The following is a 25,311-nucleotide window of genomic DNA, read 5'->3' as shown; positions in this document are numbered from 1 at the left end:
ATCGGGTCAGCCCTCGACGGCGAACGGCTTCGGGTCGCGGCGCGCTCGAGAGCCGAGCGCCAGAAGCAGGAGGCCCGCGCCCAGCACCACGAGCCCCCCGATCGCCGACGCGGACAGTCGTTCACCCAGCACGGTCACCCCGAGGATGCCGGCGGTCAGCGGTTCGGCCAGGGTCAGCGTCGCCGCGACCGAGGCGGTGAGGCGCCCGAGCCCCCAGGTGAAGAGCGTGTACGCGACGGTGATGGTGGCGAGTCCGAGCCAGAGGGCCACGGCGAGCCCACCGGGTGACGACAGCCACGCGAGATCGACGAATGGCAGCGCCACGAACGCGACCAGAGCCGCGATCGCACCCATGGCGCCGGCGACCGTGAACGGATCCCAGCCACCGTCCATCAGCCGCCGCTGGGCGTTGGCGAAGATCGCGAACGATGCTCCCGCCCCGATAGACCCGGCGAACCCCAGCGGATCGGCGCCGGTTCCCCCACCGTCCGCGCCGACGGTGAGGACGACGACACCGATGAGCGCGAGGGCGGTGGCGGCTATCCAGACGGCGGACGGTCGCCGTCGCGTCAGCCCCCACTCGATCAGTCCGGCGATCACCGGCGCCGATCCGAGCGCGACGACCGTTCCGACGGCCACGCCGTTGCGCTCGGTCCCCAGGAAGAAGAGCGGCTGGTACAGCGCGAGGCAGACGCCGGTCACCGTCATGAGACCGAGCGCGCCGAGCGCCGGCCGCGGCGGCGCCGACGCCCGGCGGCGTGATCGAGCACCGAGCGACAGGCCGACCACCGCGAGGGCCGTTCCTCCGATCGCGAGGCGGATCGCGCCCACGGCCAGGGGAGTGGTGTCGGCCGGGCCGAGCGCCTGCGCGGTGCCGGTGGTGCCGAACAGGACGGCGGCCGCGACGACGGCGATCAGGGCGAGCACCCTCTAGTTCTATCGGGTCCACCGATCCGGAACGCCGCGAGGGCCCCGGGTAGTCTGGGAAGGTGACTATCCGGCTGTACGACACGAAGGCGCAGGCCCTGCGCGACTTCGCTCCTCTCGACCCCGGGAATGTCACCCTGTACGTCTGCGGGCCGACGGTGCAGTCGGGCCCGCACATCGGACACGTGCGCGCGGCGCTCGCGTTCGACATTCTGCGTCGTTGGCTCACCCACCGTTTCGGACGCGTCACCTTCGTGCGAAACGTCACCGACATCGACGACAAGGTTCTCGCCAACGCGACGGAGCAGGAGCCCTGGTGGGCGCTGGCTTACCGGATGGAGCTCGCCTTCTCGCGGGCGTACGCGACCGTCGGTATTCTGCCCCCGACCTACGAGCCGCGCGCGACCGCATCCATCCCGCAGATGCAAGAACTCATCGCGCGCTTGATCGACGCCGGCCACGCGTACCCTTCGACAGGCTCAGGAACCACGGATGCGGCGGGCGACGTGTACTTCGACGTGCGGTCGTGGGCCGATTACGGCTCGCTGACCCGCCAGTCGCTCGACGCGATGGAGCCGGCCGCCGACGCCGACCCGCGGGGCAAGCGCGACCCGCGCGACTTCGCGCTCTGGAAGGGCGCCAAAGCCGGCGAACCCGAGAGTGCCGTCTGGGACTCCCCGTGGGGCGCGGGGCGACCCGGATGGCACATCGAGTGCTCGGCGATGTCGCGTCGCTACCTCGGCGATGAGTTCGACATCCACGGTGGCGGACTCGACCTCAGGTTTCCGCACCACGAGAACGAACTCGCGCAGTCCACCGCCGCGGGCGACGCGTTCGCTCGCTACTGGGTGCACAACGGACTCGTCACCGTCGACGGCCAGAAGATGTCGAAGTCGCTGGGCAACTTCGTCCTCGCCGACGAGGTGCTCTCGAGCCGCGACCCGCTGGTCGTCCGCTACGCCCTCGGTGCGGCGCATTACCGCTCCAACCTCGACATCTCGGATCGCGCCTTCGACGAGGCCGAGGCCGCGCTCGAGCGCATCCGTTCCTTCCAGGAGCGCGCTGCACGCCTGCTCACCCCGGCCGAAGGCCGCTGGTCTGCCGAGGCGTCGGTTCCTGAACGGTTCGCGTCGGCGATGGACGACGATCTCGGCGTGCCGCAGGCCCTCGCGGCGATTCACGATGCCGTGCGAGAGGGTAACGTCGCCCTCGAGCGCGGCGACGAGAAGGCGGTCGCTGAGGCCTTCGCCTCCGTCGCGGTGATGACCGGCATCCTCGGCCTCGATCCCCTCGACCCGCGTTGGGCGACGGGCGGTGGCGGGGGAGAAGCATCCGCCCTCGACGCCCTCGTGGTCACCATGATCAATCAGCGCGCCGACGCGCGCGCGAGCAAAGACTGGGCGACGGCCGACCGCATCCGCGACGCGATCGCGGCGGCCGGCATCGTCCTCGAAGACGGTCCCGACGGGACCCATTGGAGTGTGAACCGTGGCTAGTTTCGGAAACCCGTCCGCCGGGCGTGGCAAGAAGAAGGGCCCCACGAAGGGCACCGGCGGCAAGAACCGCCGCTCGCTCGAGGGGCGCGGACCGACACCGAAGGCCGAAGAGCGCGCCTGGCACCCCGCGGGCAAGCGCAAGGCGGCCCAGGAGCGCTTCACCGCGGCGGGCGGTAAGGGGCGCCCGGCGGTTCGGGCGACCGGCAACACCGGCGGTCGCGGCGGGCGTCCGAAGCAGGACGACGACACCGAAACGGTCACCGGGCGCAACTCGGTGCTCGAGGCGCTCCGGGCGAAGATCCCCGCGACCGCGTTCTACATCGCCCAGCGCGTCGAGATGGACGACCGGGTGAAAGAGATGCTGTCACTCGCGACGAACCGGCAGATCCCGGTGCTCGAGGTCACCCGCCCCGAGCTCGACCGCATGGCCGGGTTCGACGGCGTGCACCAGGGCGTCGCGCTCAAGGTGCCGCCGTACGAGTACGCCCACCCGCAAGACCTCCTCGAGAAGATCGTCGATTCGGGCGAACTGCCGTTGCTCGTCGCGCTCGACGGTGTCACCGATCCGCGCAACCTCGGCGCCATCATCCGCTCGACCGCCGCATTCGGCGGACAGGGCCTCGTGATTCCGCAGCGGCGTTCCGCCGGTGTGAACTCTGCCGCCTGGAAGACGAGTGCTGGCGCCGCGGCTCGCGTTCCTGTGGCACTCGCCCCGAACCTCACCGCGACGCTGAAGGACTTCAAGAAGCAGGGCGTGTTCGTCCTGGGCCTCGACGGCGGAGGCGACGTGTCGCTTCCCGCGCTCGAGCTCGCCGACCGCCCCGTGATCATCGTCGTCGGTTCCGAGGGCAAGGGGCTGTCGCGCCTGGTCACCGAGACGTGCGACCAGATCGTGTCCATCCCCATCTCCGCTGCCGCGGAGTCGCTCAACGCGGGCATCGCGGCGTCCGTCGCGCTGTACCAGGTCTCGATGCTCCGCGCCGTCCGCGAGTGACGCCCGCACTGATCCGCTCACCGATCGAAGGGAAGATCATGGCTCGAATCGCTGTCATCGGAGGCACCGGCTACGCCGGCAGCCACATCGTCACCGAGGCCGTGCGCCGCGGACACACCGTCGTCTCGGTCGCGCGCACCGTGCCAGGTGAGCGCGTCGAGGGGGCGACCTACATCGAGGGCACGCTTCTCGACGTTCCGAGTCTCGTCGCCGAACTCGAAGGCGTCGATCTCGTCGTGGTGGCCGTTCCCGCGCGCGGCGACATGCTCGGCAAGGTGCGTCCGGCGGTCGCCCAGCTCGTCGCCGGCCTCCCCGAGACGGTGCGGGTCGGCGTCATCGGCGGTGCTGGCGGAAGCCTGGTCGCCGAAGGCGGTCCGCGCCTCATCGACACGGATGGCTTCACCGAGGACTACAAGCCCGAAGCGCGCGAGGCCGTCGAGATCCTCGATGACCTGAGCGAGACCCCGATCTCGCGCGACTGGTTCTACATCCACCCCGCCGGCGGCTTCGGCGTCTGGGCCCCGGGTGAGCGCACGGGTTCTTACCGCGACGGCGGCGACGTCCTCGTCGTCGGAGCAGACGGCGAATCGTTCCTCTCGGGCGCCGATCTGGGCGTCGCCGTGATCGACGAGATCGAGTCGCCGAAGCATCCGCGCGGCCGCTTCACCGTCGGCTACTGAACCTCTGAGCGCGAGACCCGGACGGGCCGGCGAGACCCACGCAGAAATGTCGGGGTCTCGCCGGCCCGTCGGGGTTTCGGCGGGTGGCGCGTCAGACGAGGTCGCGCCAGTCGACCTGCTCGGTCGGATCAGGGGCGGGGATGCTGCCGGTGACGACGGGTATCGACAGGGTGTCGGTGGGAGGGCCCATGAGGGTCGCCTCGTCGCGGCGGTGACGGAGCACATCGTCGATGTACGACGTCAGCACCTCGGCGAGAGGGACCGAGCGGCCCCGCGCCTGTGACATGTACCAGCGGTGCTCGAGCACCTGGTGGAACACCTCGGCGGGCTCGAGCTTGGCGCGCAGATCGAACGGGATCGCCATGACGACGGGTTCGAAGACACGCGTGAGCCACTCGTGGGCGACCATCTCTTCGTCGGCGCCCAGGCGCGACACGCGCGCGCGGAACTCGTCGAGATCGTTCAGCAGGCGCCGCGCCTGGTTCTCTTCGACGTCGAGGCCGGTCAGACGGATGAGGCGGCGCTGGTGATGCCCGGCGTCGACGACCTTGGGCTCGATCGAGACCAACGTGCCGTCGGACGTGGTCTGCATCGACATCTCGCCGATGTCGAAGCCGAGGGCGTTGAGTCGCTGCACGCGTTCGGTGATCCGCCACGACTCGTCGACGGTGAACGTCTCCTGGTCGGTGAGGGCGGCCCACAGCGACCAGTACGACGACATGATGCCGTCGGCGATCTGCACGGCGTCGATACCGCCCTCGAGGCGCCCGCCCGCTTCGAGATCCATGATCTCGCCCGCGATGTTCGTGCGTGCGACGTCGAGATCGTGCTCACGCTGCCCGCGGGTCAGGCCGCTCTCGTGCAGCTCGCCCGTCTCGGCGTCGACCAGATAAGCGGCGAAGGCACCCGCATCGCGGCGGAAGAGCGTGTTCGACAGCGACACGTCGCCCCAGAAGAACCCCACGTTGTGCAGGCGCACGAGCAGAACCGCCAGCGCGTCGACGAGACGGGTGGCGGTGTTCGGCCGGAGCACCTGGGTGAACAGTGCGCGGTAGGGCAGTGAGAAGCGCAGGTGCGCGGTGACGAGCGCCGCCGGGAGCGGCTCGCCCGCAGCATCCGTTCGTCCGGCGATGACGGCCACCCGCTCGACGCACGGGGCATCGAGCCGGTGGAGGTTGCCGAGCATGTCGTATTCGCGGCGCGCCATCTCTTCGGTCGTCTCTTTGATCGCCACGACCCGCCCGGAGAGGTTGGCGAAGCGCACGAGGTGGCGGGAGAGCCCTTTGGGGAGGAACACGATCGCGCTGCTCGGCCAGTCGGCCAGGGGCGTCGACCACGGCAGGGCGAGGAGCCCCGGGTCGACGGAGCTGGCGGTGATGCTGAGGGAGTCGGTCACGGGGCCTTCCTGAAAATGGTCGCGGCGCGCCCTCGGCCACTCGGGGACCGACGGACGCGCCGCGACGATGCTTCTTGCGCTGAGGCGGGATGACTCAGGCGGAGGTGATCGCCTTGTCGTTCAGGCGCTCGCCCGACTGGACGTCGAAGACGTGCATGTGACCGGGAACCGGCGCCAGCGTCACCGTCTCGCCGGCGTTCGGGTGGTTGCGGCCGTCGACGCGGGCGACGAGGTCGGTGCGCTTGCCGGCGACCTCGGTGTGCCCGTACAGGTAGCCGTCGGCGCCGAGCTCCTCGACGAGGTCGACGACCACCTTGAGACCGCGGCCGTCGGCGGGCGAGACCTGGATGTCTTCGGGGCGCACACCGATGGTGACCTCGGAGCCGTTGGCCTTGCCGATCGTATCGGCCTCGATTCCGACGATCGAATCGCCGAACTTCACGCCGCCTTCGGCCAGGTCGGCCGTGAACAGGTTCATCGCGGGCGAGCCGATGAAGCCGGCGACGAACACGTTGCGCGGCTTCTCGTACAGGTCGCGGGGCGTGCCGACCTGCTGCAGAAGGCCGTCCTTGAGCACGGCGATGCGGTCACCCATGGTGAGCGCCTCGGTCTGGTCGTGCGTGACGTAGACGGTCGTGACGCCCAGGCGGCGCTGGAGCGACGCGATCTGGGTGCGGGTCTGCACGCGGAGCTTGGCGTCGAGGTTCGACAGCGGCTCGTCCATGAGGAACACCTGCGGCTGACGGACGATCGCACGACCCATCGCCACGCGCTGACGCTGTCCACCGGAGAGCGCCTTCGGCTTGCGGGTGAGGTACTCCTCGAGGTCGAGGAGCTTCGCAGCCTCGAGCACGCGGGTGGCACGCTCGTCTTTGCCGACACCGGCGATCTTCAGCGCGAAGCCCATGTTCTCGGCGACGGTCATGTGGGGGTAGAGCGCGTAGTTCTGGAAGACCATCGCGATGTCGCGGTCTTTCGGGGGAACATCGGTGACGTCGCGGTCGCCAATGAGGATGCGGCCTTCGTTGACCTCTTCGAGGCCGGCCAGCATGCGGAGCGACGTGGACTTGCCGCAGCCGGAGGGGCCGACGAGGACGAGGAACTCGCCGTCTGCGACCTCGAGGTTGAGCTTGTCGACCGCGGGGCGTGTGCCTCCGGGGTACAGACGGGTTGCGTTGTCGAACGTGACGGACGCCATGATCTCTTCTCCTTCACCGGCAGGTACGTGCCGGACGATCCGTAGTGATGGAATGAGCGGGGTGGAACCCCGTGCGCACACCTGAGGGCGCAGGGTCATTATGACACGTCGATCGCCGCAGGTCGCCTGCTCTCGATGTGCCGTCGTCTGGGCTTTTCCCAGCCTGCCTCGTTAGCATCGACCATCGGCCGCCCTCTTGCGCGGCACGCTGGGCCCGAGCCCGGCGCACGTCTTTCCAGAAGGTTTCATGTCCAACGACGAGTCCCCGAACGTGCCCGCGAAGCGCGACCGCCGAGAGGCCGTCCGCGAGAAAGCGCAGCAGGTTCAGACGAAGCAGTCGCGCCTGCGTGTTCTTCGCAGTGTGCTGTTGGGCGCGAGCGCCCTCGTCCTCGTCGGCGCGGCCGCATTCGCCGTCGCATGGGCGCTCAATTCCAATGCCTCGATCCCGCAGGCGCAGCCCGCGAATGCCGAGCAAGACGGCTTTGCCGTTTCGGGCCTCGAGGATACGTCGAACAGCGGTTCGCTCGACGAAGCCGCGGCGACGCCTCTGGAACCGGATGCGACGGCCACTCCCACCGCGACTCCGACGGCCGCTCCGGTCGTCGACATCCGCGTCTACGTCGACTACCTCTCGACGGGCGCCCGGGAGTTCCAGCTCGCGAACAAATCGCAGCTCTCGCAGTGGGTGAGCAACGACACCGCCTCGCTGACGTACTACCCGGTCGCCATGCTCACGGCGAAGTCGAACGGCACGAAGTACTCGTTGCGTGCCGCCAGTGCGGCGGCGTGCGTCGCGACCCACTCGCCGGCGCAGTTCTTCGAGTTCAACTACGAGCTGCTGCGCGCTCAGCCCGAGATCGATAGCGACGGGCTGACCGACGACCAGCTCGCCGACCTCGCGCAGGGCTCGAGCGTCGTCGACCCCGAGACGGTGCGTTCGTGCATCGAGAACGAGGAGTTCGCCGCCTGGGCGAAGGCCGCAACCGATCGCGCGCTCAAGGGCCTGCCCGACACCGACGACCTCACGCTCGACAGCACACCGAAGGTTCTCGTCAACGGAACCCCGTACGTCGGGGCCCTCGGTGACCCCAAGGAGTTCCAGCAGTTCGTCTTCGCCGTCGCCAGCGACGCGTACTTCAGCACGGCGACTCCGACCCCGACTCCGACGGCGACCCCGTCTGCCACGCCGACGGCTGAAGCATCCGTCGCTCCGTAAGCACGTTCGTCGCGCCGATAGACTGTTCGCTCCGCCGACTTGGCGCAATTGGTAGCGCACCGTACTTGTAATACGGGGGTTGCAGGTTCAAGTCCTGTAGTCGGCACAGAGGAGACGTGGAGCGCGACGGCTGTATCGCCGGATGCTTACCCGCTCGCGATGAGGGCGTGGCCGAGGGCCGCCAGGGTGTGTTCGTTGCGGCGGTAGTGCGACCACTGGCCGATCCGCGTGCACGTGACGAGGTCGGCACGCTGCAGCGTCGACATGAACTGCGATGCCGTGGACTGCGAGACGCCCGCACGTGCCTGAATGTGCTTCAGGCACACACCGACCTCCTCCGCCGGCCGATCTTGCGGGGGGAACGACCCGGGCTCTTCCAGCCAGCCGAGAATGGCCAGTCGAGTCGGGTGCCCGAGCGCTTTGAACGCCGCCGCCCGCTGCTCATCCGTCAACTCCGTCACCCCGCCAGGGTATCGCAATATCGCGATTAACCGATGGTGTGGTACCTCTTAGATCGGTAAATCACGATTTAACGATGGGATGAGCATGACGGAGCGGAAAGCACTGGTCGTCGGAGCACGGGGCGTGATCGGGGGAAACCTGATCACTCATCTCGAACGGGAGGGCGGCTGGAAGATCGTCGGGCTCTCGCGCCGCGGCGGACCCGACGGCGGCCACGTGCGACACCGGTCGATCGATCTGCTCGATCGGGCGGGCACGGCGGAAAAGTTGCGGGACCTGATGGACGTGACCCACATCTTCTACGCCGCGTATCAGGATCGGCCGACCTGGGCCGAACTCGTCGCACCCAATCTCGCGATGCTGACGAACGTCGTCGACGCGATCGAACCCGTCGCGCCGCGCCTCGAGCACATCAGTCTCATGCAGGGATACAAGGTCTACGGCGCACACCTCGGGCCCTTCGCCACCCCCGCGAAAGAAGACGATCCGCCTCACATGCCTCCGGAGTTCAACGTCGACCAGCAGCAGTTCCTGGAACGGCGCCAGGTGGGCGCCTCGTGGTCCTGGTCGGCGCTACGGCCGTCGGTCGTCGCCGGCGTCGGGCTGGGGAATCCGATGAACCTGGCGATGGTCATCGCCGTCTACGCCTCGATGAGCAAAGAGCTCGGAGTGCCCCTCCGGTTTCCGGGGAAGGCCGGCGCCTACACGTCGCTCATCGAGATGACCGACGCCGACCTGCTCGCCCGAGCAACCGCGTGGGCGGCCACGAACCCGGAGAGCCGGAACCAGGCGTACAACATCACGAACGGCGACTTGTTCCGCTGGTCGGCGATGTGGCCGAAGCTCGCGGCGTTCTTCGAGCTGGACACCGCCCCGCCGCTGCAGATGAGCCTGACCGAGGTCATGGCTGACAAAGCTCAGCTGTGGGACGAGATGATCGCGAGGCACGGGCTCGTCCCCACGCCGTATTCGGACGTGTCGTCCTGGGCGTTCGGCGACTTCGTCTTCGGGTGGGACTACGACGTGATCGCCGACACGTCGAAGAGTCGTCGGGCGGGGTTCCACCAGTTCGTCGACACCGAGGCGATGTTCCTCCGCATCTTCCAAGATCTGCGCGACCGCAGGCTGATCCCGTGATCGCGCGGTGATCGCGTGTCAGGGAAGGACGATGACCTTTCCGACGACGCGCCCGGCGGTTGCCTCGGCGTGGAGCGCCTGCAGCTCGGTCAGCGGGATCCGCCGCGTGACCTCGACGGTGAGCGTGCCATCGTCCACGAGAGACACCAGCTGCTCGAGTCGCTCACGGTTGGGCCTGACGAACACCGTCGCCGCTCGCACGCCTCGGCCGTCGTCGCCCGGCGTCGCCATGAACGCGGTCGTACTGACGACCGCACCCCCGTCGCGCACCGCAGCGACGTACTCGGTGAACTGCTCCGGTTCGATCGGCGCAAGGTTCAGAAGCACATCCACCTGTCCGTCGACGGCGCGCAGGAGGTCGGTGTCGGTGTGGTCGATGATCTCGTCTGCGCCCGCGGCGCGCACGGCATCGATGCTGCGCGGGCTGGCCGTCGCGATGACGTGCAGACCGGCGCGCTTCGCGAGCTGGATCGCGTACTTCCCGACGACTCCACCAGCGCCGACGATGAGAACGCGCTGACCCGATTCGAGACGACCCTCGTCGAACAGCGCCTGCCATGCCGTCAAGGCCACCGAGGGCAGCGCAGCAGCATCCGCCAGGGGAATGGTCTTCGGCGCCGCGACCACCGCGTCCGCGGGGGCGACGACATACTCCGCGGCGCCACCATCGCGTTCCATCGGCAGGAAGCCGATCACCGCGTCACCGATCTCGTGCCCGTCGACGCCTTCGCCCACGGCATCGATCGTGCCGGAGACGTCGTAGCCGGGAACGTGGGGGAGCTGGATCGGGATCGGCAAGAAGCCTGCGCGCATGCCGTTGTCGGCCGCGTTGAACGCCGATGCGGCGACGCGTACCCGCACCTCGCCTGCCGCGGGCACGGGCTGCGCGATGTCGCCGTACTGCAGAACTTCGGGTCCGCCGGTCTGGTGGAACTGTACTGCCTTCATAATTCTCTCCCTCGTTAATGCTTCGAATTCGAAGCGATATGAGGACGGTAGCACTGCTTTGAATTCGAAGCAAGCGATAGGATGGGGAAATGACGGAGACACCTGCAACGTTGACGCCCACGCAGCTCAGCGCGTATCTCGCGTTCACCGAGGTGGGGAGCCTGCTGCGCCCGGCGGTCGAGAAGCAACTGCGCGATGTGGGGGCTTTGAGCTACATCCAGTTCCAGCTCTTGGCGCGCCTGGGCGACTCCCCGGACGGCCATCAGCGGATGACCGACCTCGCCGACGGCGTGGTGTACAGCCGCAGCGGACTCACCTATCAGGCGCAGTTGCTCGAGCAGCGCGGCCTCATCACCCGCTCGCCCTCCCCGGACGACGAACGCAGCACCGTCGCGGCGATCACTGCTGCCGGCCGCGGCCTGCTCGCCGAAGTGTTCCCGGGGCACATCGCGACGGTGTACGGGCTGCTCTTCGCGCCTCTCGCCGACGCTGACGCCGGCGAACTCGCCCGCATCCTCGGTCGCGTCAGCGAACACCTGCGAGCGGCCCCTCCCCGCTCTGCGGCCCCCCGCCGAGGAAAGTAGGGGTGTCGTCGACCTGTGTCGGCGGTCAGTCGATCATCCGCCCTGCACTAACTCAGGCTGAACACACGCACCCTGCCCCTGTCGGCCCGAAACCGGCCCGACAGCAGCATCCAGCCTGAGTTGGTGCAGGTCGACCTCGGGACTGCGGTCAGCCGATCATCCGCGCATGTTGAAGCCGATGACGAGGAAAGCCAGCAGGCCGAGCGCCAGGGCGAGAAATGTCAGTGCCGCGACGAACGCGCCCATGGTCACGCCGGCCGTGAAACGGCGCTCGAAGGGCGTCCCCGCGGGCCGGGCCTCGGCGTAGATCCAGGCAGCTATGGCGACGACGGCAACCGTGATGACACCGAGCCACGGTGCGTTGAACCACCCCCACACCTGCGGGAACATGAGCCCGAGGAGAAGCAGCGGTCCGGCATCGGCGGATCCGATCGCCGCGACCGTGCTGAGGACGAGGGTGAGCGCGTTCACAACGATCAACGTCGGTAGCCAGGCCCAGCGCTCCGTCACGGCATAGCTGCCGTGACCGTCGTGAGCCTCGACGGTGTGCGTCTTGCGATCACTCACAGCGGGTTCCCGTCGGGCCTGTCTGCCGCGCCACTCTTGAACGAAAGTGCATCCGGGGGCCGTGCAGGCATACGACGTTCGACTCACGTGATCACTGTAGGTCGGGCTCGAAGGTGCGGCGGACCGCTCCGCGACGGAACGGGCGAAGGGTCTCTTCGGTCACGGGCAGACGCGGACGCTGCGTCCTTCGAAAGTGACGATGTCGCCGATCTGCAGCTGCCGTCCGCGGCGGCGGTCGACCTCACCGTTCACGGTCACGAAACCGTCGATGATGGCCTCTTTCACGTCTCCGCCGGAGTCGAGGAGGCCGGCGAACTTCACGAGCTGCCCCAGTCGGATGCCGTCGCCACCGATGGAGAGGTCGTCGATCGCGCCCGGGTTCGTCATCCCCGAATGCTAGCCAACCGAAGCCGACGCCGGCTCATACTCGCCGATCCGGAGCGGACCCGTGCGCTATTTCTGCCGGTCCGGAGCAGGTGCGAGTGCTGACAGGTAACGCCGGGTCATCCGCGCCTGCACCACGCGAGCAATCGGCCCACCGAGCCGGGTGAACCAGCGGCCGGGTTGGGAGAATGCGACGATACTGAAGATGACCTCACCGGAGGGCATGAGACGCAACGAGAACCGCTCTTCACCGCGCTCGGGGTGACCGGGCAGAGTCCCGTACGCGAATCCGCACGAGTAGGTGGTCCTTTCCGCCCACACCACCAGGCAGGGGATGTGGAACACCAGCGGGCCGACACGCAACCGCATCCGCACGCGCGTACCCTCGCGCAGCGGCACCTCCGAGAGTTCGATGTCGGCACCCGCTCGACGCTGCACGAGACCGGCGAACAGATCGTCCGAGGCGCGATCGAAGACTTCTCGTCCGCGACCGATGTCGCGCTCGACGCGCACGTGGTGATAGCCGTGGGGCAACGTGCCGGCGGTGGCGCCGACCTCGGCGTATGTCACCTTCTCCATTCGCCCACGTTAGGCCGTCGCGATTGCGTGAGTCGCCGACAGGGCGTCACTTGAGGGCGAGGAGGATGAAGCCGTCAGCTACGTCGACCACGCGGTAGCCCATGCGCTGCGCCGACGCGGCGATCTCGACGATCCCGTCTGCGTCGACGGGGAACTGATAGCGGTCCGAGATGTCGGCGACGATGAACTGGGGCTTGCTCATCTCGATCGGAACGATGCCCAGGAGGCTGACTTCGGCTCTGCCGGTGAGTTGTGCGGCGAGTGAGTTCGATGCCGCCACGGTTGCTCCGTCGGGGATTCGCGCCAGCACCGTCCGAGCGGCGGCCACGTGGTCGCTGGCCTCCCAGAGGGCCGGGGAGAGCAGTTGGGCGAGCGGAGACACCGTGAGCAGCGCCGTCGTCGCCGACAGGCTCACGAGAAGAACAAGACGGTGCCGGAACGAGGTCCATCCCGCGTCGTGCCGGAGCCGCAGCATCCCATCGATGAAGGCGGCGGTGACGATCGGCACGAGGACCGCGTCGTAATGGTACGAGCTGCCCCAGTAGTTGGGGTTGTCGGACAAGAACCGCCACGCGAGGGTCGGGATCACCACGAGCACCAGCGGCGAGCGGAGTGCGACGAAAGCGGTGGGGAGGAGCAGCACCGCGATGGTGGCGATCTTGATGTCGTTGGACATCAGCGTCAGCAGTTGGGTGACCGCGCTGCCGAATCCGACCTGGCCCGTGTAGTTGTTGTTTCCGACCGGGTTGAACAGGGGAATGACGACGTAGCTCGTTAGGACCGTCGCTGTGACACCGAACAAGCCCGTCGCGATGCCCAACCGACGCCCGGACCGATCGGAACGCGCGGCCAGGACGGCGATGAGCGCGCCGATCCCCGCCACGGTCAGCCCGAGGTCTTCTTTCACGAGCACGAGAGGCGCGGCCCAGAGCGCCGCAGGCAGGAGGCGCCGGGTGCCGAGCGCCGTGAGCGAGAACGCCAAGAGGGGTACGGCGAACGCGATCTCGTGGAAATCGAACACGACCGCATGGGCAAGGCCGCCGGCGAATCCGTAACCGAGCGCGACGACGATCGCCGTCCGCAGGCCGACGATACGGGCAGCCCAGATCGTGAGCGGCACGACCCCGACGGCGAGCAGCACGGCTTGGGCGACGAGTAACAACTGCGGGCCCCCGAAGACCGCGTAGAAGGGTGCGAGCGTCGCCAAGATCGGGGAGAAGTGGTCGCCCAGCAACGAGTAGTCGATGCCCTTCAACAGCGACGAGGGGAGCTTTCCCTCGGAGTAGGCGCGCACCCCTTGATCGAAAATTCCGAGGTCGTACCCCGTGGTCAGCAACTGCGCGTGCCGCTGCAGCGCCAGCGTCGCGAAGATCGCAGCGAACACCAGCGCACTTCCCCACCCCAGGCCGTGAGCGCGGTCGAAAGACGCCGACCGACGGGCGTGCGGGGGCAGGGGGTTCTGTGCGGCGTGGGCTGCGAGAAGTCGGTGGGCCATGAGCTCATGGTCAGAGCGGGTCGCTGATCCGCACCTGACGCACGCTGACGTCGCCGTCAGGATCGGTCTGCGCGGGGGTGTGACACTGAGCTATGCGCATCTTGGTCGTCGACGACGAACGAGCCTTCGCCGAAGTTCTCGCCGCGGGACTCACTGCGGAGGGCTTTGTGGTCGACACCGTCCACGACGGCCGCTCGGGCTATCTGATGGCAGCGACGGGTGCCTACTCCGCGATCGTCCTCGACCTGATGCTCCCTCGACTGAGCGGGTTCGCAGTGGCTGCGAGGTTGCGCGCCGACGGGGTCAGGACACCCGTGATCGTGCTGACGGCCAAGAACGGGGAGTTCGATGAGGTCGAGGCCTTGGAAAGCGGGGCGGACGATTACCTTCGGAAGCCGTTCAGCTACCCGGTGCTGGTTGCGCGCATTCGGTCGTTGCTGCGCCGCCCGACCGAGATCACCGAGAGCGTGATCGCGATCGGTGATCTCGTCATGGACGCCGCCCGGCGTCATGTTCGCCGCGCCGGGGTTCACATCGAGCTCAGCGGGCGGGAATGGATGATCCTCGAGATACTGGCTCGGGCGGCGGGCACCGTTGTGTCGAAAGAGGCTCTGCTCGGGGAGGCGTGGCCGGACGAAGCTGACGATGTGAACCTGGTCGAGGCCCGAGTGAGCGTGTTGCGCCGCAAGATCGACGCGCCGTTCGGTCGCCGTTCTCTCGAGACCGTGCGCGGCGCCGGCTACCGCCTGATCGACGATCGACCCGCGGCCGATCGGCACATCGAGGACCCGGCGTGAAGGCCGTTCGAACGCCTGCCTGGGGGAGCGTAGCGACGCGCCTCGCACTGACCGCGGGCATCCTCGCCTCGGTGTTGCTCGCGAGCGGAGCACTGCTTGTGCGCTCGGCCCTCCATTCGACCCAGATGGCAGCAACGGAGCAGTTGGCCGGCGCCCAGGCCTCGCAGATCATCGATGCGACCCGCCAGAACGTGCGTCTGTCCGGCGAGTTCGGATCCCTGCCGTATGAACTCCTTCGCAGCGATGGGGCTCTGATCTCGTCCTCTCCGGTGCTCGCCGACGCCGAGATCGATGGCCCGATCATGTCGCCCCCGCGCGAAGACGCGGAGCAGACGGGGGGAGAAGTGTGGACCGGCACCATCACCGCAGGACCCTTGTCGGGGCAGACCCTCACCGCGGTGAGCAGCACGCTCAACGCCTCCAGTCTCCTCGATCGCGCGGACCCTCCTGGCGGTCCGCTCGCGGATCCGAATCTGGCGACGTATCGCGCCTACGTCTTCGTCACCGCCGCCGCCGCCGATCGGGCTGTTGCGACGATCGATCCCTTCCTCTGGTCGGGCGTGATCGTGGCCGTCGCGCTGCTGGCAGGCACGGCGGCGATCACCGCGAAACGGTCGCTTCGTCCCGTCGATCAGATGCGACGTGCCGCGGACGCAATGTCGGGTGCCCCCGACGGAGCGCGCATCGCGGTCCCGGATTCGCCCGACGAACTCCGTGCCCTCGCCGCGACGCTCAACGCGATGCTCGTCAGGGTCGACGAGGCCGCAATCCGCCAGACCCGATTCACCGCGGACGCCGCCCACGAGCTGCGCAGCCCCATCACTTCGCTCATCGCCGCCCTGGAAATAGCACAGGCACACCCTGGTCTCGTGCCCGCTGAACAGACTCTGGCGCACGTGCATAGGGAAGCCCGACGACTGGAGGACCTCGCCCACGATCTCCTCGAGCTCGCGGCGGCAGGTCGTTCGGAGAAGCCACCGCAGGGGACGTGTGCGGACGCCCGGGCCGTCTTGCGGGATGCCCTCGCGGAGGTCGAGGAACGATCCCCCGGCGTTGACATCCGTGTTTCGGACCCCGCACCAACCGGCGGTATCCCGGTGCGGCTTTCCGCTCGAGATCTGCGGCGCGTCCTCGTCAACCTCCTCCAGAACGCCACGCGCCATGCGCGCACTCACGTCGAGATAGACCTGAGGGTCGACGGCGCCGTGGTGCGGATCGAGGTCGCGAACGACGGTTCACCGATCCCGATCGGCGACAAGGCACGAATTTTCGAACCCTTCGTTCGTCTCGACGAATCGCGGTCCAGAGACACCGGCGGCGCGGGGCTCGGATTGGCGATCGTCCGCGAGATCGCGGCTCGAGAGGGGGGCGCGCTCGCCGTCACCTCGACACCGACCCGCACGGCGTTCACCGTGACTCTTCCGCGGTGACAGCGCAGCGATCCCGGCAAGGGCGGCAACCACCCGACGCCCTTGACGAGGCTCGGCCGACCCGAGGAGACTCGCAGCCGGGGCCGCGGACACCCCGTCGGAACAAGGAGGCTTCGATGGACGATCCAGAATCACCCTCGCTGTGGACTCGCCTGAAGTGGGTGCTCACCGGGCGGCCGCGCACCCAGGAAGAGATTCGTGCGGCGCGAGCCGCGGGCGAACAGGACCCCACAACCCCTCAGCGATTCGATATTCCGTCGACCCGCAACGTCGGCGGCATCTCCTAGGGGCTGCCCGCGACGACACTGCCTGCTCTGGCCGCAGCGAGTCATCCTGTGGAGCCATGACGTATACATCCTCCGGTGGATGTTCGGCATTCTCCCGCGAAGTAGCGTGGCCACGTGATCGAGTTCGTTTTGTTCTGCCTTCCCGTCGTCGCCTACGTCGCTGTGCAGTCGCGAGGGCGCAGTAGGTCGTTCAGACATGCGCTCGAACGCGTCGGTGCGACGCGCGGATCACGTTCCGCGTATGCGTGGGCGCTCGTGCTGCTGCTTCCCCTGGTGCTCACGGGTTGGCTGGCGATCGTTCTGATACCCGCCGAAGTTCTCAGCATGCCCGGGGTCACCATCGCGCAGATCACCTCGGTCGCGGGGGTCCTCTCGGTGATCCTCCGGGCGGTAGGTGAGGAGGTGCTCTTTCGGGGATTGCTGGGAGGAGTGCTCATGCGCCGCCTCGGTTTCGCGTGGGGGAACGTTCTGCAGGCCGTGCTCTTCGTCTTGCCCCACCTGGCCCTTCTTGCCATCGACGTCCGCACCTGGCCGATCATTCCCGTGCAGTTCGCTGCGGGGTTGCTCCTGGGGTGGCTGAGGTACCGCACCGGCTCTTTCGTCCCCGGCGCTGCCGTTCACGCCATCAGCAACGTCGCCGCGGGCATCATCGCCGGGTAGGCGAAGCGCGTGGCCGGACCCGCCGCCGAACGGCTCAGGGGGTAGACGACAGCGCCACGACGTCGTGCTTCGCGGTGGCAAAGCGCTGCCCCGGGTAGCGCAGGCCGCTGAAGTACATGTTGGTGTGGGCGACGATCTGTTCGCCGGTCAGAGCGACTCCGTCGTGCTCGGCGTCCGTGGTCGTGTGCGCATCGGACACCAGAGTGACGTCGTAGCCTCGGGAGGCCGCGGCCTGTGTCGTCGTGCGTACGCAGTAGTCACTCTGCGCGCCGGCGACAACGAGATGGGTCACAGAGAGCCCGGTGAGGATCTCTTGAAGGTCAGTGCCGGCAAACGAGTCGCGGTACGTCTTCCGCACCAGGGGCTCGCTGATTTGCCTCTCGAGCGGGGGCGCCAGGTTCCAGGCATCAGTTCCCTCTGCGAAGCCGCCGTGATCCTGAACCCATACCACCGGGACTCCTTCGCTTCGAGCGCGGTCCACGAGCTTTGCGGAGCTACGAAGCACCGCCTCTACGTCGAAGCAGCGGGCCACTACTCCCACCTGCAGGTCTATGACGAGGAGTGCTGTCGATGGGGGCATAAACCGATTCTTTCAGCGACGCTCCGCGAATCGTCGCGCCGGGCGGGTCAGTCGGCGTCGGTCGCGTCGAGTTCGTCGGCTTTCTTGCCCCGCGGCATGCGGGACAGGTGACGGCGGGCGTCGACGGCTTTGCGGCGAGCGATCTTCCGGGTGGGAGGCTTACCGCCGACATACAACCAACCGAGAAGCTCTTCGTCCTTCTCGAGACCATGCGCTTTCGCGACGGCCTTGCTCCGGGTGTAGTCCCCGGTGCGCCACAGGACGCCCCATCCCGCATCGTCGAGCAGCAGGCTCAGCATGTGCGCGACGCCCGAGGCGACGGCCTCCTGTTCCCACCGCGCCACCTTGCTCTTGCGGTAGCTGGCGACGATGGCGATCAGCAACGGGGCGCGCATCGGCTTCGACGAGGCACCCTTCTGGCCGGCTGCCTTGTTGATGGCCCGACCCAAACGCTCGCGATCGTCGCCGCGGAGCTCGATGAGCCGCCACGGGCGCAGCGACGAGTGGTCGGCGACCCTCCCCGCGGCAGAGACCAGCACTTCGATCTCCGCGCGGGTGGGGGCGACATCGGTGACCTTCGACCACGATCGACGCGATCGAACGGCCTCGAGCGTCGTGCTCATTCGTCGCCGCCGGGGGTGAACGTCAACGCGAGCGAGTTCATGCAGTACCGGTCACCCGTCGGCGTGCCGTACCCGTCGGGAAAGACATGGCCGAGGTGCGAACCGCACGCGGCGCAGCGCACCTCGGTGCGCACCATTCCGACGGTGCGGTCTTCGATGAGTTCGACGGCGTCGGGACGAACGGATTCGTAGAAGCTCGGCCACCCGCAGTTCGAGTCGAACTTGGTGCCGCTCTGGAACAGCTCGGCTCCGCATGCCCCGCACGCGTACAGGCCGGCCCGTTTCTCGTCGAGCAGCTCACCGGTCCACGCGCGTTCCGTCGCGGCCTGCCGAAGAACGGCGTACTGGTCCGAATCGAGCTCCGAGCGCCACTGCTCATCGGTCTTGTTCACGGCGTATGTCATCTGCGCCTCCTCTTCTGCTCCATTCAACCCGATGGCCGGGCGGTCGGCGCCGGGGTTGCCGCGATGATGGGAGAGTGGATCAGGATGCTGCGGCCGACGCCGACGCCGTCATCGCCGCCCGATATCAGCATTTCGCCGAGGTCGAGGCGCCCGGTCGATCCGATCTGTACGCGCAGTGGGCGGCGGGAGTGGCCGCCGACCCTGAGACGCGTTCGATTCTCGCCCGCATCCCCGACACGCATCGGCAGCCGCCGCTCGTCTTCGCCGTCACGCGCTTTCTCGGTGCGCCCGAAGGCGACTATCCGGCCTGGGCCCGCTGGCTGTCGGCGAACGCCGAGACGGCCGTCGCGGAGTGCGGTGCGCGCAGCATCCAGACCAATGAACCCCTCCGGTGCGCGGCGCTGCTGCCCGCGCTCTCGCTGATCGATGGGCCGATCGCGCTTCTCGAAGTCGGGGCGAGCGCGGGAATCTGTCTCTACCCCGACCGGTACTCGTACCGGTACGCGACCCGTGATGGCGTGGTCGCCATCGATCCGTCCGACGGTGTCTCATCTGTCGTACTCGAGAGCGCCCTCGACGGCGACCCTCTCGTGCGCCTGCCCGAAGTGGTGTGGCGTGCCGGTATCGATCTGCACCCGCGCGATGCTCGCGACCCCGACGATCGCCGGTGGATCACCGGCCTCGCGTGGCCAGGCGAAGGCGGCCGCGCCGACCGGATGGCGGCGGCGCTCGATGTCGTCGCGGCCGATCCACCGCTGCTGGTGTCGGGCGACGCGGCCGATCTGCTTCCCGCGGTCGCTGCGCTCGCGCCGCCGGACGCGACGCTCGTCGTCACCACCCCGGGGGTGCTCGCGCACGTCCCTCGCCGATCGCGTCGTGCGCTCATCGATGCGGCGCGGGCAGCCGGCCGGTGGATCACGATCGACGCGCCCGCTCTTCACGACGGGTGGAGCTCGGTGCCGAAACCGTGGCCGGGGCGGTTCGCCCTCGCCCTCGACGGCGACATCGTGGCCTCGGTCGACCCGCTCGGCGCCACAGTGGAGTGGCGGAGCGCAAACCCGCTCACGCGGGTTTAGCGTGAGAATGTGCCCCTCTCCGATCGCGACCGCGCCCTTCTCGTCTTCGAGGCGCAGTCGGTGGTGGCTCCGGGCCGTCGCCGCAGCGGCGCCAAAGAAGAGGCCATCCGTGCCGAGCTCGGCATGCCCCCCGCGCGGTATTACCAGTTGCTCGGCCGGCTCATCGACACCGCCGACGCGTTGGAGTTCGACCCGATGCTCGTGCGGCGACTGCGACGGATGCGTGACGAGCGGGAAGCGGTGCGCGCCGCCCGCGTGACGCGCTCGGCATCGAGCTGACGGGCCTCGAGAGCCCTGGCGGGTAGCATCGTCGGGTGCCAAGACCGACGATGCCGCGAGACCGCTTTGACGACCTCGCAGACGAGAGCGGCCGGGTCGGCGCGCACCGGGCAGAGAACCCGCGCATGCGCGGTGGGGTCATTCTGCTCTGGGCCGTGATCGCCACGATCGTTCTGGGGGCCGCGGGAATCTTCGCGTCGTTGCTCATCTCGGGTCGTGTGACGCTCTTTCCCACTCCCGAGCCGACGTCGTCGGTGGCGCCGGCGCCGACGGCCGTGATCGATAGCTCGTCGACGGTCATCGTGCTGAACGCGTCGGGCCAGGCCGGTCTTGCGACGCAAGTGCGCGAAGTGCTCGTCGCCGCGGGATGGACGATGGAATCCGTTTTGCCGGGCGACGCCGGAACGTCGTTCGAGACCACCACGGTCTATTACTCGCAGCCCGAAGACGAGGCTGCCGCGGCAGGGGTGGCCGAGGTCATCGGCGGAGCCGACGTGGCGCAGAGCACCGCGTACGACGCCTATCCCGTCGAGGACGACCCCGACACCGAGGCAGACGAGACACAGGCGCTGCGGCTGGTCGTCGTGATCGGAACCGACCGCGTCACTGCCTCTCCCGCGCCGTAGAAGCACCGTCGCGGGCGCCGTGTTTCGGGCCGGTAAAGATCTCGATGCACGCGTGTCACAGTATGGCGATACGCACTGATCCGGTGTGTGCGGCATGCTTACGATGGTGCCCGTCGCACAGCATCAGGAGAGTCGCATGACCCAGGGCACCGTCAAATGGTTCAACGCTGAAAAAGGCTTCGGCTTCATCACCGCCGGTGATGGTCAGGATGTCTTCGTCCATTATTCGAACATCGACATGACCGGGTTCCGCGTCCTCGAGGAGGGCCAGGCGGTCGAGTTCACGGTGGGCACCGGACAGAAGGGTCCTCAGGCCGAATCCGTCCGAGTGGTCTGACCCTCCCCAACCTTTCAACACCGCAGCATCCGGTCTCGGATGCTGCGGTGTTTCTCGTCCATCCCCCTCCTGCCGCAGCTTGCACTCCCTAGGGGAGAGTGCCAAGATGGATTAGCACTCGCCTTCGGTGAGTGCCAAAGATCTGTGTACCCAACGTCCGGGAGGGACGACCAAACATGGCAAAAATCATCGCTTTCGATGAGGAGGCCCGTCGCGGTCTCGAGCGCGGCCTCAACATTCTCGCCGACGCCGTCAAGGTGACCTTGGGTCCCCGCGGTCGCAACGTCGTGCTCGAGAAGAAGTGGGGCGCTCCCACCATCACGAACGACGGCGTCTCGATCGCCAAAGAGATCGAACTCGACGACCCGTACGAGAAGATCGGCGCCGAGCTCGTCAAAGAGGTCGCGAAGAAGACCGACGATGTTGCCGGCGACGGCACGACGACCGCCACGGTTCTCGCGCAGGCTCTGGTCCGCGAAGGCCTGCGCAACGTCGCAGCCGGCGCTGACCCCATCTCACTGAAGAAGGGCATCGAGAAGGCCGTAAAGGCCATCACCGACGAGCTCCTCTCCAGCGCCAAAGAGGTCGAGGGCAAGGCGCAGATCGCCGCGACCGCATCGATCTCGGCTGCTGACCCCGCCATCGGCGAGCTCATCGCCGAGGCCATCGACAAGGTCGGTAAAGAGGGTGTCGTCACCGTCGAGGAGTCGAACACGTTCGGCACCGAGCTCGAGCTCACCGAGGGTATGCGCTTCGACAAGGGGTACATCAACCCCTACTTCGTCACCGACCCCGAGCGCCAGGAAGCGGTCTTCGAAGACCCCTACATCCTGATCGCGAACCAGAAGATCTCGAACATCAAGGATCTGCTCCCGATCGTCGACAAGGTGATCCAGGAGGGCAAAGAGCTCCTCATCATCGCCGAGGACGTCGAGGGCGAAGCTCTCGCGACGCTGGTTCTCAACAAGATCCGCGGCATCTTCAAGTCGGTCGCCGTCAAGGCTCCCGGCTTCGGCGACCGCCGCAAGGCGCAGCTGCAGGACATCGCGATCCTCACGGGTGGCCAGGTCATCACCGAAGAGGTCGGTCTCAAGCTCGAGAACGCGACCACCGACCTGCTCGGCCGCGCTCGCAAGGTCATCATCACGAAGGATGAGACCACGATCATCGAGGGTGCCGGCGAGGCATCGCAGATCGAGGGTCGCGTGACCCAGATCCGTCGCGAGATCGAGAACACCGACAGCGACTACGACCGCGAGAAGCTCCAGGAGCGTCTGGCCAAGCTCGCCGGTGGCGTCGCCGTCATCAAGGCGGGCGCAGCCACCGAGGTCGAGCTCAAGGAGCGCAAGCACCGCATCGAAGACGCCGTTCGCAACGCGAAGGCCGCCGTCGAAGAGGGCATCGTCGCCGGCGGCGGCGTGGCGCTCATCCAGGCCGGCAAGGTCGCGCTCGCCAACCTCCACCTCACGGGTGACGAGGCGACCGGCGTGAACATCGTCCGCGTCGCGATCGAAGCTCCGCTCAAGCAGATCGCGCTCAACGCCGGTCTCGAGCCCGGCGTCGTCGCGAACACCGTCGCAGGCCTCCCGGTCGGACACGGCCTCAACGCCGCGACCGGTGAGTACGGCGACCTGTTCGAGCAGGGCATCATCGACCCGGCGAAGGTCACGCGCTCGGCGCTGCAGAACGCAGCCTCGATCGCCGGCCTCTTCCTCACCACCGAGGTCGTCGTCGCCGACAAGCCCGAGAAGGCATCGGCTCCGGCCGGTGACCCGACCGGCGGCATGGACTTCTGATCCACGCGTCATAGTCGAAAAGAACGGCCCCTCCGCAGCTCGTCAGAGCAGCGGAGGGGCCGTTCTTTCGTTCCTGGCGCGGGTCAGCGGAACAGGCTGGCGCTGGCCTGCTCGACGTCGGCGTACTGGCGTCCGGCTGCAGAGAGCGCGCTGTTGATGTCGCCGAGGGTTTCTTCGACCTGGCGCTGGGTGCTTCGCCAGCGCTCGACCACACCCTGGAAGGCGATCGCCGCCGAGCCCGTCCACGAGCCCTGGAGCTGGGTGAGTTGGGAGAGCAGCGCGGTGGACTCCGACTCGAGTCTGCTCACCGTGCCCTGCACGAGTGAAGTGGCGGACAGGACGGCGTCGCTGTCGACGGAGAAGACGGCCATGGGCATTCCTTTCGATGGGATGCCGCAAATGTAGGCTCGCCTCGCGCGCCGAGAAGCTGCGCCCGCCACGGCTGTGCACTCGTCGGCGAGCCCGCGGCCTGGGGAGGAGCGAGGGTTTCTCAGGTCCGCTGCATTTGCCGTCATCCGCGCCATCGATCACTGGCGCGGATGACGCAAAGTGCAGCGCCGATGGCGGGTGCTGCTGCGAAGTCGCGCGGACGGCGCGAAGAGCCGCGTCAGCGAGCCGGGGGATCTCGGCGGATGCTGGAAATCGGGCGGGTGTCGACGTCGGTGAGCTCTTCGGTCTCCGCCTCGACGAGGGGGAACGAGACCCGGAAGGTCGCACCGCCGCCCGGCGTGTCCGAGACGGTGACGGTGCCGTGGAGGGCGTCCACGATCGATGCCACGATCGACAGGCCGAGCCCTGCGCCGCCGGTCTCGCGGGTGCGCGAAGTATCGGCGCGCCAGAACCGCTGGAAGATCTGATCGCGAATCTGCTCGGGAACCCCGTCGCCGTGGTCGATGACCTCGATCCAGCCCATGCCCGCGGTCGCATCGGTGCCGACCCGAAGGTCGATGGGGGAGTCTTCGGTGGTGAACCTGCGCGCATTGCCGAGCAGGTTCGCGACGACCTGGCGGATGCGGTTCTCCTCGCCGAGCACCACCGGCTCGACGATCTCGATCTCGGGCGAGACAGAGGCATCCGCCCCCGCGTCGTCTGACCGCGGGCGTCGGCGCAGTCGGGAGAACGCCCCACCCGCGATCGCGATCGCCGAGGTCGCCGGGGAGGTGCGCCGACGCGCCTCGGACGTCGGCTTCGACTCCGCGGTATCGACGGGCCCGATCGGTTCCGCGGGCGCGGGCGCGGGCGCCGGCTCCGGCTCGGAGACGGGGACGGGGACGTCGGCGACCGCTGTCGTATCCTCGACGGTCACGACCCGCTGCGGAGAGGCGGCACGAAGATCGAGCGCGGCATCACGCGCGATCGGCCGGAGATCGACCGGCGTGATCTCGACATCGCGCTGCTCGTCGAGGCGAGCCAGCGCGAGTAGGTCTTCGACGAGCACCCCCATGCGGATCGCTTCCTTCTCGATGCGCTCCATCGACTGCGCCACGTCTTCTTCGCTGCGGATGGCGCCCATGCGGTACAGCTCGGCGTAGCCGCGCACGGTCACCAGGGGGGTCCGCAACTCGTGGCTGGCGTCACCGATGAACCGCCGCATCTGGCGCACGGTCGCGTCGCGCTGCCGCAGCGAAGCATCCACGCGCCCCAGCATCGTGTTGATGGCCCCCTTCAACCGGCCGACCTCGGTGCCCGGAACCACGTCGGCCATACGTTGGCTGAAGTCGCCCGCGGCGATCGACATGGCGGTCGCCTCGACCTGGCTGAGGCCGCGGAAGGTGAGGGTGACGAGGTAACGGGTCAGCAGGGCGCTGAGCAGCAGGATCAGGAGGGCCAGGATGCTGTAGATGCCGACGAACGTTCCGACGACCCGCTCCGTCGGAGCGAGCGGCTGAATGGCCATCTGCGTGTAGACCTGGGCGGTGCCGTCGACAGGCAGGATGCCCACGGCGCCGCGGAACTGGACGCCGGTGTCGGGGTCGCTGAGGATCAACGCCTCGTTCATCCTCAAGTACGTGACCTCGAGGGGCCACGAATCGGGGATCGCAGGGGCTGCCGCCGTCGCGTTCGTTCCGTCGTAGACCGCTTGCATCGCGCCGTCGGGGCTGTAGATCACCACGAAGGTTTCGGTCAGGGCGGCATCGTCGCGCGGCTCGAAACGGATGACGCCATCAGTGCTGCTGATGTCGAAGACGCTGCTCGCCAGATCACCGACCACCGATTGCTGCAGCGACGCATCGAGGTTGTTCACGAGCGTCGTGCGCAGGAAGGCCATCGTCCCCATGCCCGCAGCGAGGAGCCCCACCGCGAGAAGCGTGACCGTGACGCCGGTCACCTTCGCACGCAGGCTGAGGCTGCG

General features: G+C 68.0%; 29 protein-coding genes and 1 tRNA gene. 16 read left to right on the top strand and 14 right to left on the bottom strand.

All coding sequences use genetic code 11. The features are described 5' to 3' along the window. Positions 1-6: 6 nt before the first annotated feature. Positions 7-927 (bottom strand): DMT family transporter, encoded by a 921-nt coding sequence (locus tag ACFXQA_RS01560; RefSeq protein WP_394518031.1) that lies wholly within the window; start codon positions 925-927, stop codon positions 7-9. 62 nt (positions 928-989) lie between these two features. Here ACFXQA_RS01560 and cysS point away from each other — a divergent pair, with 62 nt between their 5' ends. From cysS to ACFXQA_RS01545, 3 genes are read left to right on the top strand one after another with little or no spacing between them, the layout of a single operon-like run. Next, entirely contained in the window at positions 990-2,423 is a 1,434-nt protein-coding gene (gene cysS / locus ACFXQA_RS01555; protein ID WP_394518030.1) for a cysteine--tRNA ligase, read from the top strand. Then, positions 2,416-3,417, top strand: coding sequence for a 23S rRNA (guanosine(2251)-2'-O)-methyltransferase RlmB (rlmB, locus tag ACFXQA_RS01550; protein ID WP_394518029.1), 1,002 nt, complete (start codon positions 2,416-2,418; stop codon positions 3,415-3,417). The genes cysS and rlmB overlap by 8 nt, the downstream gene beginning before the upstream one ends. Positions 3,418-3,455: 38 nt before the next feature. Continuing rightward, positions 3,456-4,097 carry an NAD(P)-dependent oxidoreductase gene (locus ACFXQA_RS01545; RefSeq protein ID WP_394518028.1) on the top strand — a complete coding sequence of 214 codons (642 nt, stop codon included), beginning with the start codon at positions 3,456-3,458 and terminating at the stop codon, positions 4,095-4,097. 91 nt (positions 4,098-4,188) lie between these two features. Here the strand turns inward: ACFXQA_RS01545 and ACFXQA_RS01540 are convergent, their stop codons facing one another. Together ACFXQA_RS01540 and ACFXQA_RS01535 are read right to left on the bottom strand one after the other, a co-directional pair. Continuing rightward, a complete protein-coding gene (locus ACFXQA_RS01540) occupies positions 4,189-5,493 on the bottom strand; it encodes a DUF4032 domain-containing protein (RefSeq protein ID WP_394518027.1) in 1,305 nt (434 codons plus the stop codon). Between the two features lie 94 nt (positions 5,494-5,587). Continuing rightward, positions 5,588-6,691 carry an ABC transporter ATP-binding protein gene (locus ACFXQA_RS01535; RefSeq protein ID WP_394518026.1) on the bottom strand — a complete coding sequence of 368 codons (1,104 nt, stop codon included), beginning with the start codon at positions 6,689-6,691 and terminating at the stop codon, positions 5,588-5,590. A gap of 247 nt (positions 6,692-6,938) precedes the next feature. Here ACFXQA_RS01535 and ACFXQA_RS01530 point away from each other — a divergent pair, with 247 nt between their 5' ends. Together ACFXQA_RS01530 and ACFXQA_RS01525 are read left to right on the top strand one after the other, a co-directional pair. Next, a complete protein-coding gene (locus ACFXQA_RS01530; protein ID WP_394518025.1) occupies positions 6,939-7,907 on the top strand; it encodes a DsbA family protein in 969 nt (322 codons plus the stop codon). Between the two features lie 33 nt (positions 7,908-7,940). After that, positions 7,941-8,013, top strand: a tRNA-Thr gene (locus ACFXQA_RS01525). A gap of 40 nt (positions 8,014-8,053) precedes the next feature. Here the strand turns inward: ACFXQA_RS01525 and ACFXQA_RS01520 are convergent. Continuing rightward, positions 8,054-8,368 carry an ArsR/SmtB family transcription factor gene (locus tag ACFXQA_RS01520; RefSeq protein ID WP_394518024.1) on the bottom strand — a complete coding sequence of 105 codons (315 nt, stop codon included), beginning with the start codon at positions 8,366-8,368 and terminating at the stop codon, positions 8,054-8,056. An 85-nt stretch (positions 8,369-8,453) separates the two neighbouring features. On the opposite strand from ACFXQA_RS01520, the gene ACFXQA_RS01515 reads away from it, so the two are divergent. Then, positions 8,454-9,506, top strand: a complete 1,053-nt coding sequence (locus ACFXQA_RS01515) for an SDR family oxidoreductase (RefSeq protein WP_394518023.1) — start codon at positions 8,454-8,456, stop codon at positions 9,504-9,506. An 18-nt stretch (positions 9,507-9,524) separates the two neighbouring features. Here ACFXQA_RS01515 and ACFXQA_RS01510 read toward each other — a convergent pair whose 3' ends face one another. Next, complete coding sequence (locus ACFXQA_RS01510) at positions 9,525-10,454, bottom strand: NADP-dependent oxidoreductase (protein ID WP_394518022.1); 930 nt, start codon at positions 10,452-10,454, stop codon at positions 9,525-9,527. 89 nt (positions 10,455-10,543) lie between these two features. Between ACFXQA_RS01510 and ACFXQA_RS01505 the strand changes: the two genes are divergently transcribed. Next, positions 10,544-11,038 (top strand): MarR family winged helix-turn-helix transcriptional regulator, encoded by a 495-nt coding sequence (locus tag ACFXQA_RS01505; RefSeq protein ID WP_394518021.1) that lies wholly within the window; start codon positions 10,544-10,546, stop codon positions 11,036-11,038. 156 nt (positions 11,039-11,194) lie between these two features. Here ACFXQA_RS01505 and ACFXQA_RS01500 read toward each other — a convergent pair whose 3' ends face one another. From ACFXQA_RS01500 to ACFXQA_RS01485, 4 genes are all read right to left on the bottom strand, one after another. Then, complete coding sequence (locus tag ACFXQA_RS01500; RefSeq protein WP_394518020.1) at positions 11,195-11,605, bottom strand: hypothetical protein; 411 nt, start codon at positions 11,603-11,605, stop codon at positions 11,195-11,197. 159 nt (positions 11,606-11,764) lie between these two features. Continuing rightward, on the bottom strand, positions 11,765-11,992 hold the full coding sequence (locus ACFXQA_RS01495; RefSeq protein ID WP_394518019.1) for an RNA-binding S4 domain-containing protein: 228 nt from the start codon (positions 11,990-11,992) through the stop codon (positions 11,765-11,767). Between the two features lie 66 nt (positions 11,993-12,058). Beyond that, positions 12,059-12,568 (bottom strand): DUF1990 family protein, encoded by a 510-nt coding sequence (locus ACFXQA_RS01490; RefSeq protein ID WP_394518018.1) that lies wholly within the window; start codon positions 12,566-12,568, stop codon positions 12,059-12,061. A gap of 46 nt (positions 12,569-12,614) precedes the next feature. Next, the gene (locus ACFXQA_RS01485; protein ID WP_394518017.1) at positions 12,615-14,063 is read right to left on the bottom strand and encodes a DUF2079 domain-containing protein; all 1,449 of its coding nucleotides are present in this window, start codon (positions 14,061-14,063) and stop codon (positions 12,615-12,617) included. A 92-nt stretch (positions 14,064-14,155) separates the two neighbouring features. On the opposite strand from ACFXQA_RS01485, the gene ACFXQA_RS01480 reads away from it, so the two are divergent. The 4 genes from ACFXQA_RS01480 (at position 14,156) to ACFXQA_RS01465 (ending at position 17,237) form a co-directional block, all read left to right on the top strand. Next, on the top strand, positions 14,156-14,860 hold the full coding sequence (locus ACFXQA_RS01480; protein ID WP_394518016.1) for a response regulator transcription factor: 705 nt from the start codon (positions 14,156-14,158) through the stop codon (positions 14,858-14,860). Next, the gene (locus ACFXQA_RS01475) at positions 14,857-16,290 is read left to right on the top strand and encodes a sensor histidine kinase (protein WP_394518015.1); all 1,434 of its coding nucleotides are present in this window, start codon (positions 14,857-14,859) and stop codon (positions 16,288-16,290) included. Before ACFXQA_RS01480 ends, ACFXQA_RS01475 begins: the two co-directional genes overlap by 4 nt. A gap of 116 nt (positions 16,291-16,406) precedes the next feature. Next, the gene (locus ACFXQA_RS01470) at positions 16,407-16,577 is read left to right on the top strand and encodes a hypothetical protein (protein WP_394518014.1); all 171 of its coding nucleotides are present in this window, start codon (positions 16,407-16,409) and stop codon (positions 16,575-16,577) included. A 114-nt stretch (positions 16,578-16,691) separates the two neighbouring features. Continuing rightward, positions 16,692-17,237: a CPBP family intramembrane glutamic endopeptidase gene (locus tag ACFXQA_RS01465; protein ID WP_394518013.1), complete on the top strand. Its 546-nt coding sequence runs from the start codon at positions 16,692-16,694 to the stop codon at positions 17,235-17,237. Positions 17,238-17,271: 34 nt separating this feature from the next. Here the strand turns inward: ACFXQA_RS01465 and ACFXQA_RS01460 are convergent, their stop codons facing one another. From ACFXQA_RS01460 to msrB, 3 genes are read right to left on the bottom strand one after another with little or no spacing between them, the layout of a single operon-like run. Beyond that, positions 17,272-17,817 carry a cysteine hydrolase family protein gene (locus tag ACFXQA_RS01460; RefSeq protein WP_394518012.1) on the bottom strand — a complete coding sequence of 182 codons (546 nt, stop codon included), beginning with the start codon at positions 17,815-17,817 and terminating at the stop codon, positions 17,272-17,274. A 47-nt stretch (positions 17,818-17,864) separates the two neighbouring features. Continuing rightward, entirely contained in the window at positions 17,865-18,440 is a 576-nt protein-coding gene (locus ACFXQA_RS01455) for a nitroreductase family protein (protein ID WP_394518011.1), read from the bottom strand. Next, the gene (msrB, locus tag ACFXQA_RS01450) at positions 18,437-18,844 is read right to left on the bottom strand and encodes a peptide-methionine (R)-S-oxide reductase MsrB (RefSeq protein WP_394518010.1); all 408 of its coding nucleotides are present in this window, start codon (positions 18,842-18,844) and stop codon (positions 18,437-18,439) included. The genes ACFXQA_RS01455 and msrB overlap by 4 nt, the downstream gene beginning before the upstream one ends. Positions 18,845-18,918: 74 nt before the next feature. On the opposite strand from msrB, the gene ACFXQA_RS01445 reads away from it, so the two are divergent. The 5 genes from ACFXQA_RS01445 to groL all read left to right on the top strand — a co-directional run bounded on the left by ACFXQA_RS01445 (position 18,919) and on the right by groL (position 22,958). Beyond that, complete coding sequence (locus ACFXQA_RS01445) at positions 18,919-19,920, top strand: DUF2332 family protein (RefSeq protein ID WP_394518009.1); 1,002 nt, start codon at positions 18,919-18,921, stop codon at positions 19,918-19,920. 9 nt (positions 19,921-19,929) lie between these two features. Beyond that, a complete protein-coding gene (locus tag ACFXQA_RS01440; RefSeq protein WP_394518008.1) occupies positions 19,930-20,199 on the top strand; it encodes a DUF3263 domain-containing protein in 270 nt (89 codons plus the stop codon). A 35-nt stretch (positions 20,200-20,234) separates the two neighbouring features. Then, a complete protein-coding gene (locus ACFXQA_RS01435) occupies positions 20,235-20,825 on the top strand; it encodes a LytR C-terminal domain-containing protein (protein WP_394518007.1) in 591 nt (196 codons plus the stop codon). Positions 20,826-20,961: 136 nt separating this feature from the next. Further along, complete coding sequence (locus ACFXQA_RS01430; RefSeq protein WP_394518006.1) at positions 20,962-21,162, top strand: cold-shock protein; 201 nt, start codon at positions 20,962-20,964, stop codon at positions 21,160-21,162. A gap of 176 nt (positions 21,163-21,338) precedes the next feature. Beyond that, positions 21,339-22,958 carry a chaperonin GroEL gene (groL, locus tag ACFXQA_RS01425; protein WP_394518005.1) on the top strand — a complete coding sequence of 540 codons (1,620 nt, stop codon included), beginning with the start codon at positions 21,339-21,341 and terminating at the stop codon, positions 22,956-22,958. Positions 22,959-23,041: 83 nt separating this feature from the next. Here groL and ACFXQA_RS01420 read toward each other — a convergent pair whose 3' ends face one another. Both ACFXQA_RS01420 and ACFXQA_RS01415 read right to left on the bottom strand, forming a co-directional pair. After that, positions 23,042-23,329 carry a WXG100 family type VII secretion target gene (locus ACFXQA_RS01420; RefSeq protein ID WP_394518004.1) on the bottom strand — a complete coding sequence of 96 codons (288 nt, stop codon included), beginning with the start codon at positions 23,327-23,329 and terminating at the stop codon, positions 23,042-23,044. 236 nt (positions 23,330-23,565) lie between these two features. Continuing rightward, on the bottom strand, positions 23,566-25,227 hold the full coding sequence (locus ACFXQA_RS01415) for a sensor histidine kinase (protein WP_481825240.1): 1,662 nt from the start codon (positions 25,225-25,227) through the stop codon (positions 23,566-23,568). Between the last annotated feature and the right edge of the window lie 84 nt (positions 25,228-25,311).

Origin of the sequence: Microbacterium shimangi (genome assembly GCF_043556445.1) — a bacterium.
Classification (GTDB): Bacteria; Actinomycetota; Actinomycetes; order Actinomycetales; family Microbacteriaceae; genus Microbacterium.
The sequence above is the reverse complement of the archived record's forward strand: the minus strand, read 5'-3'. Positions and strand labels throughout refer to the sequence as shown.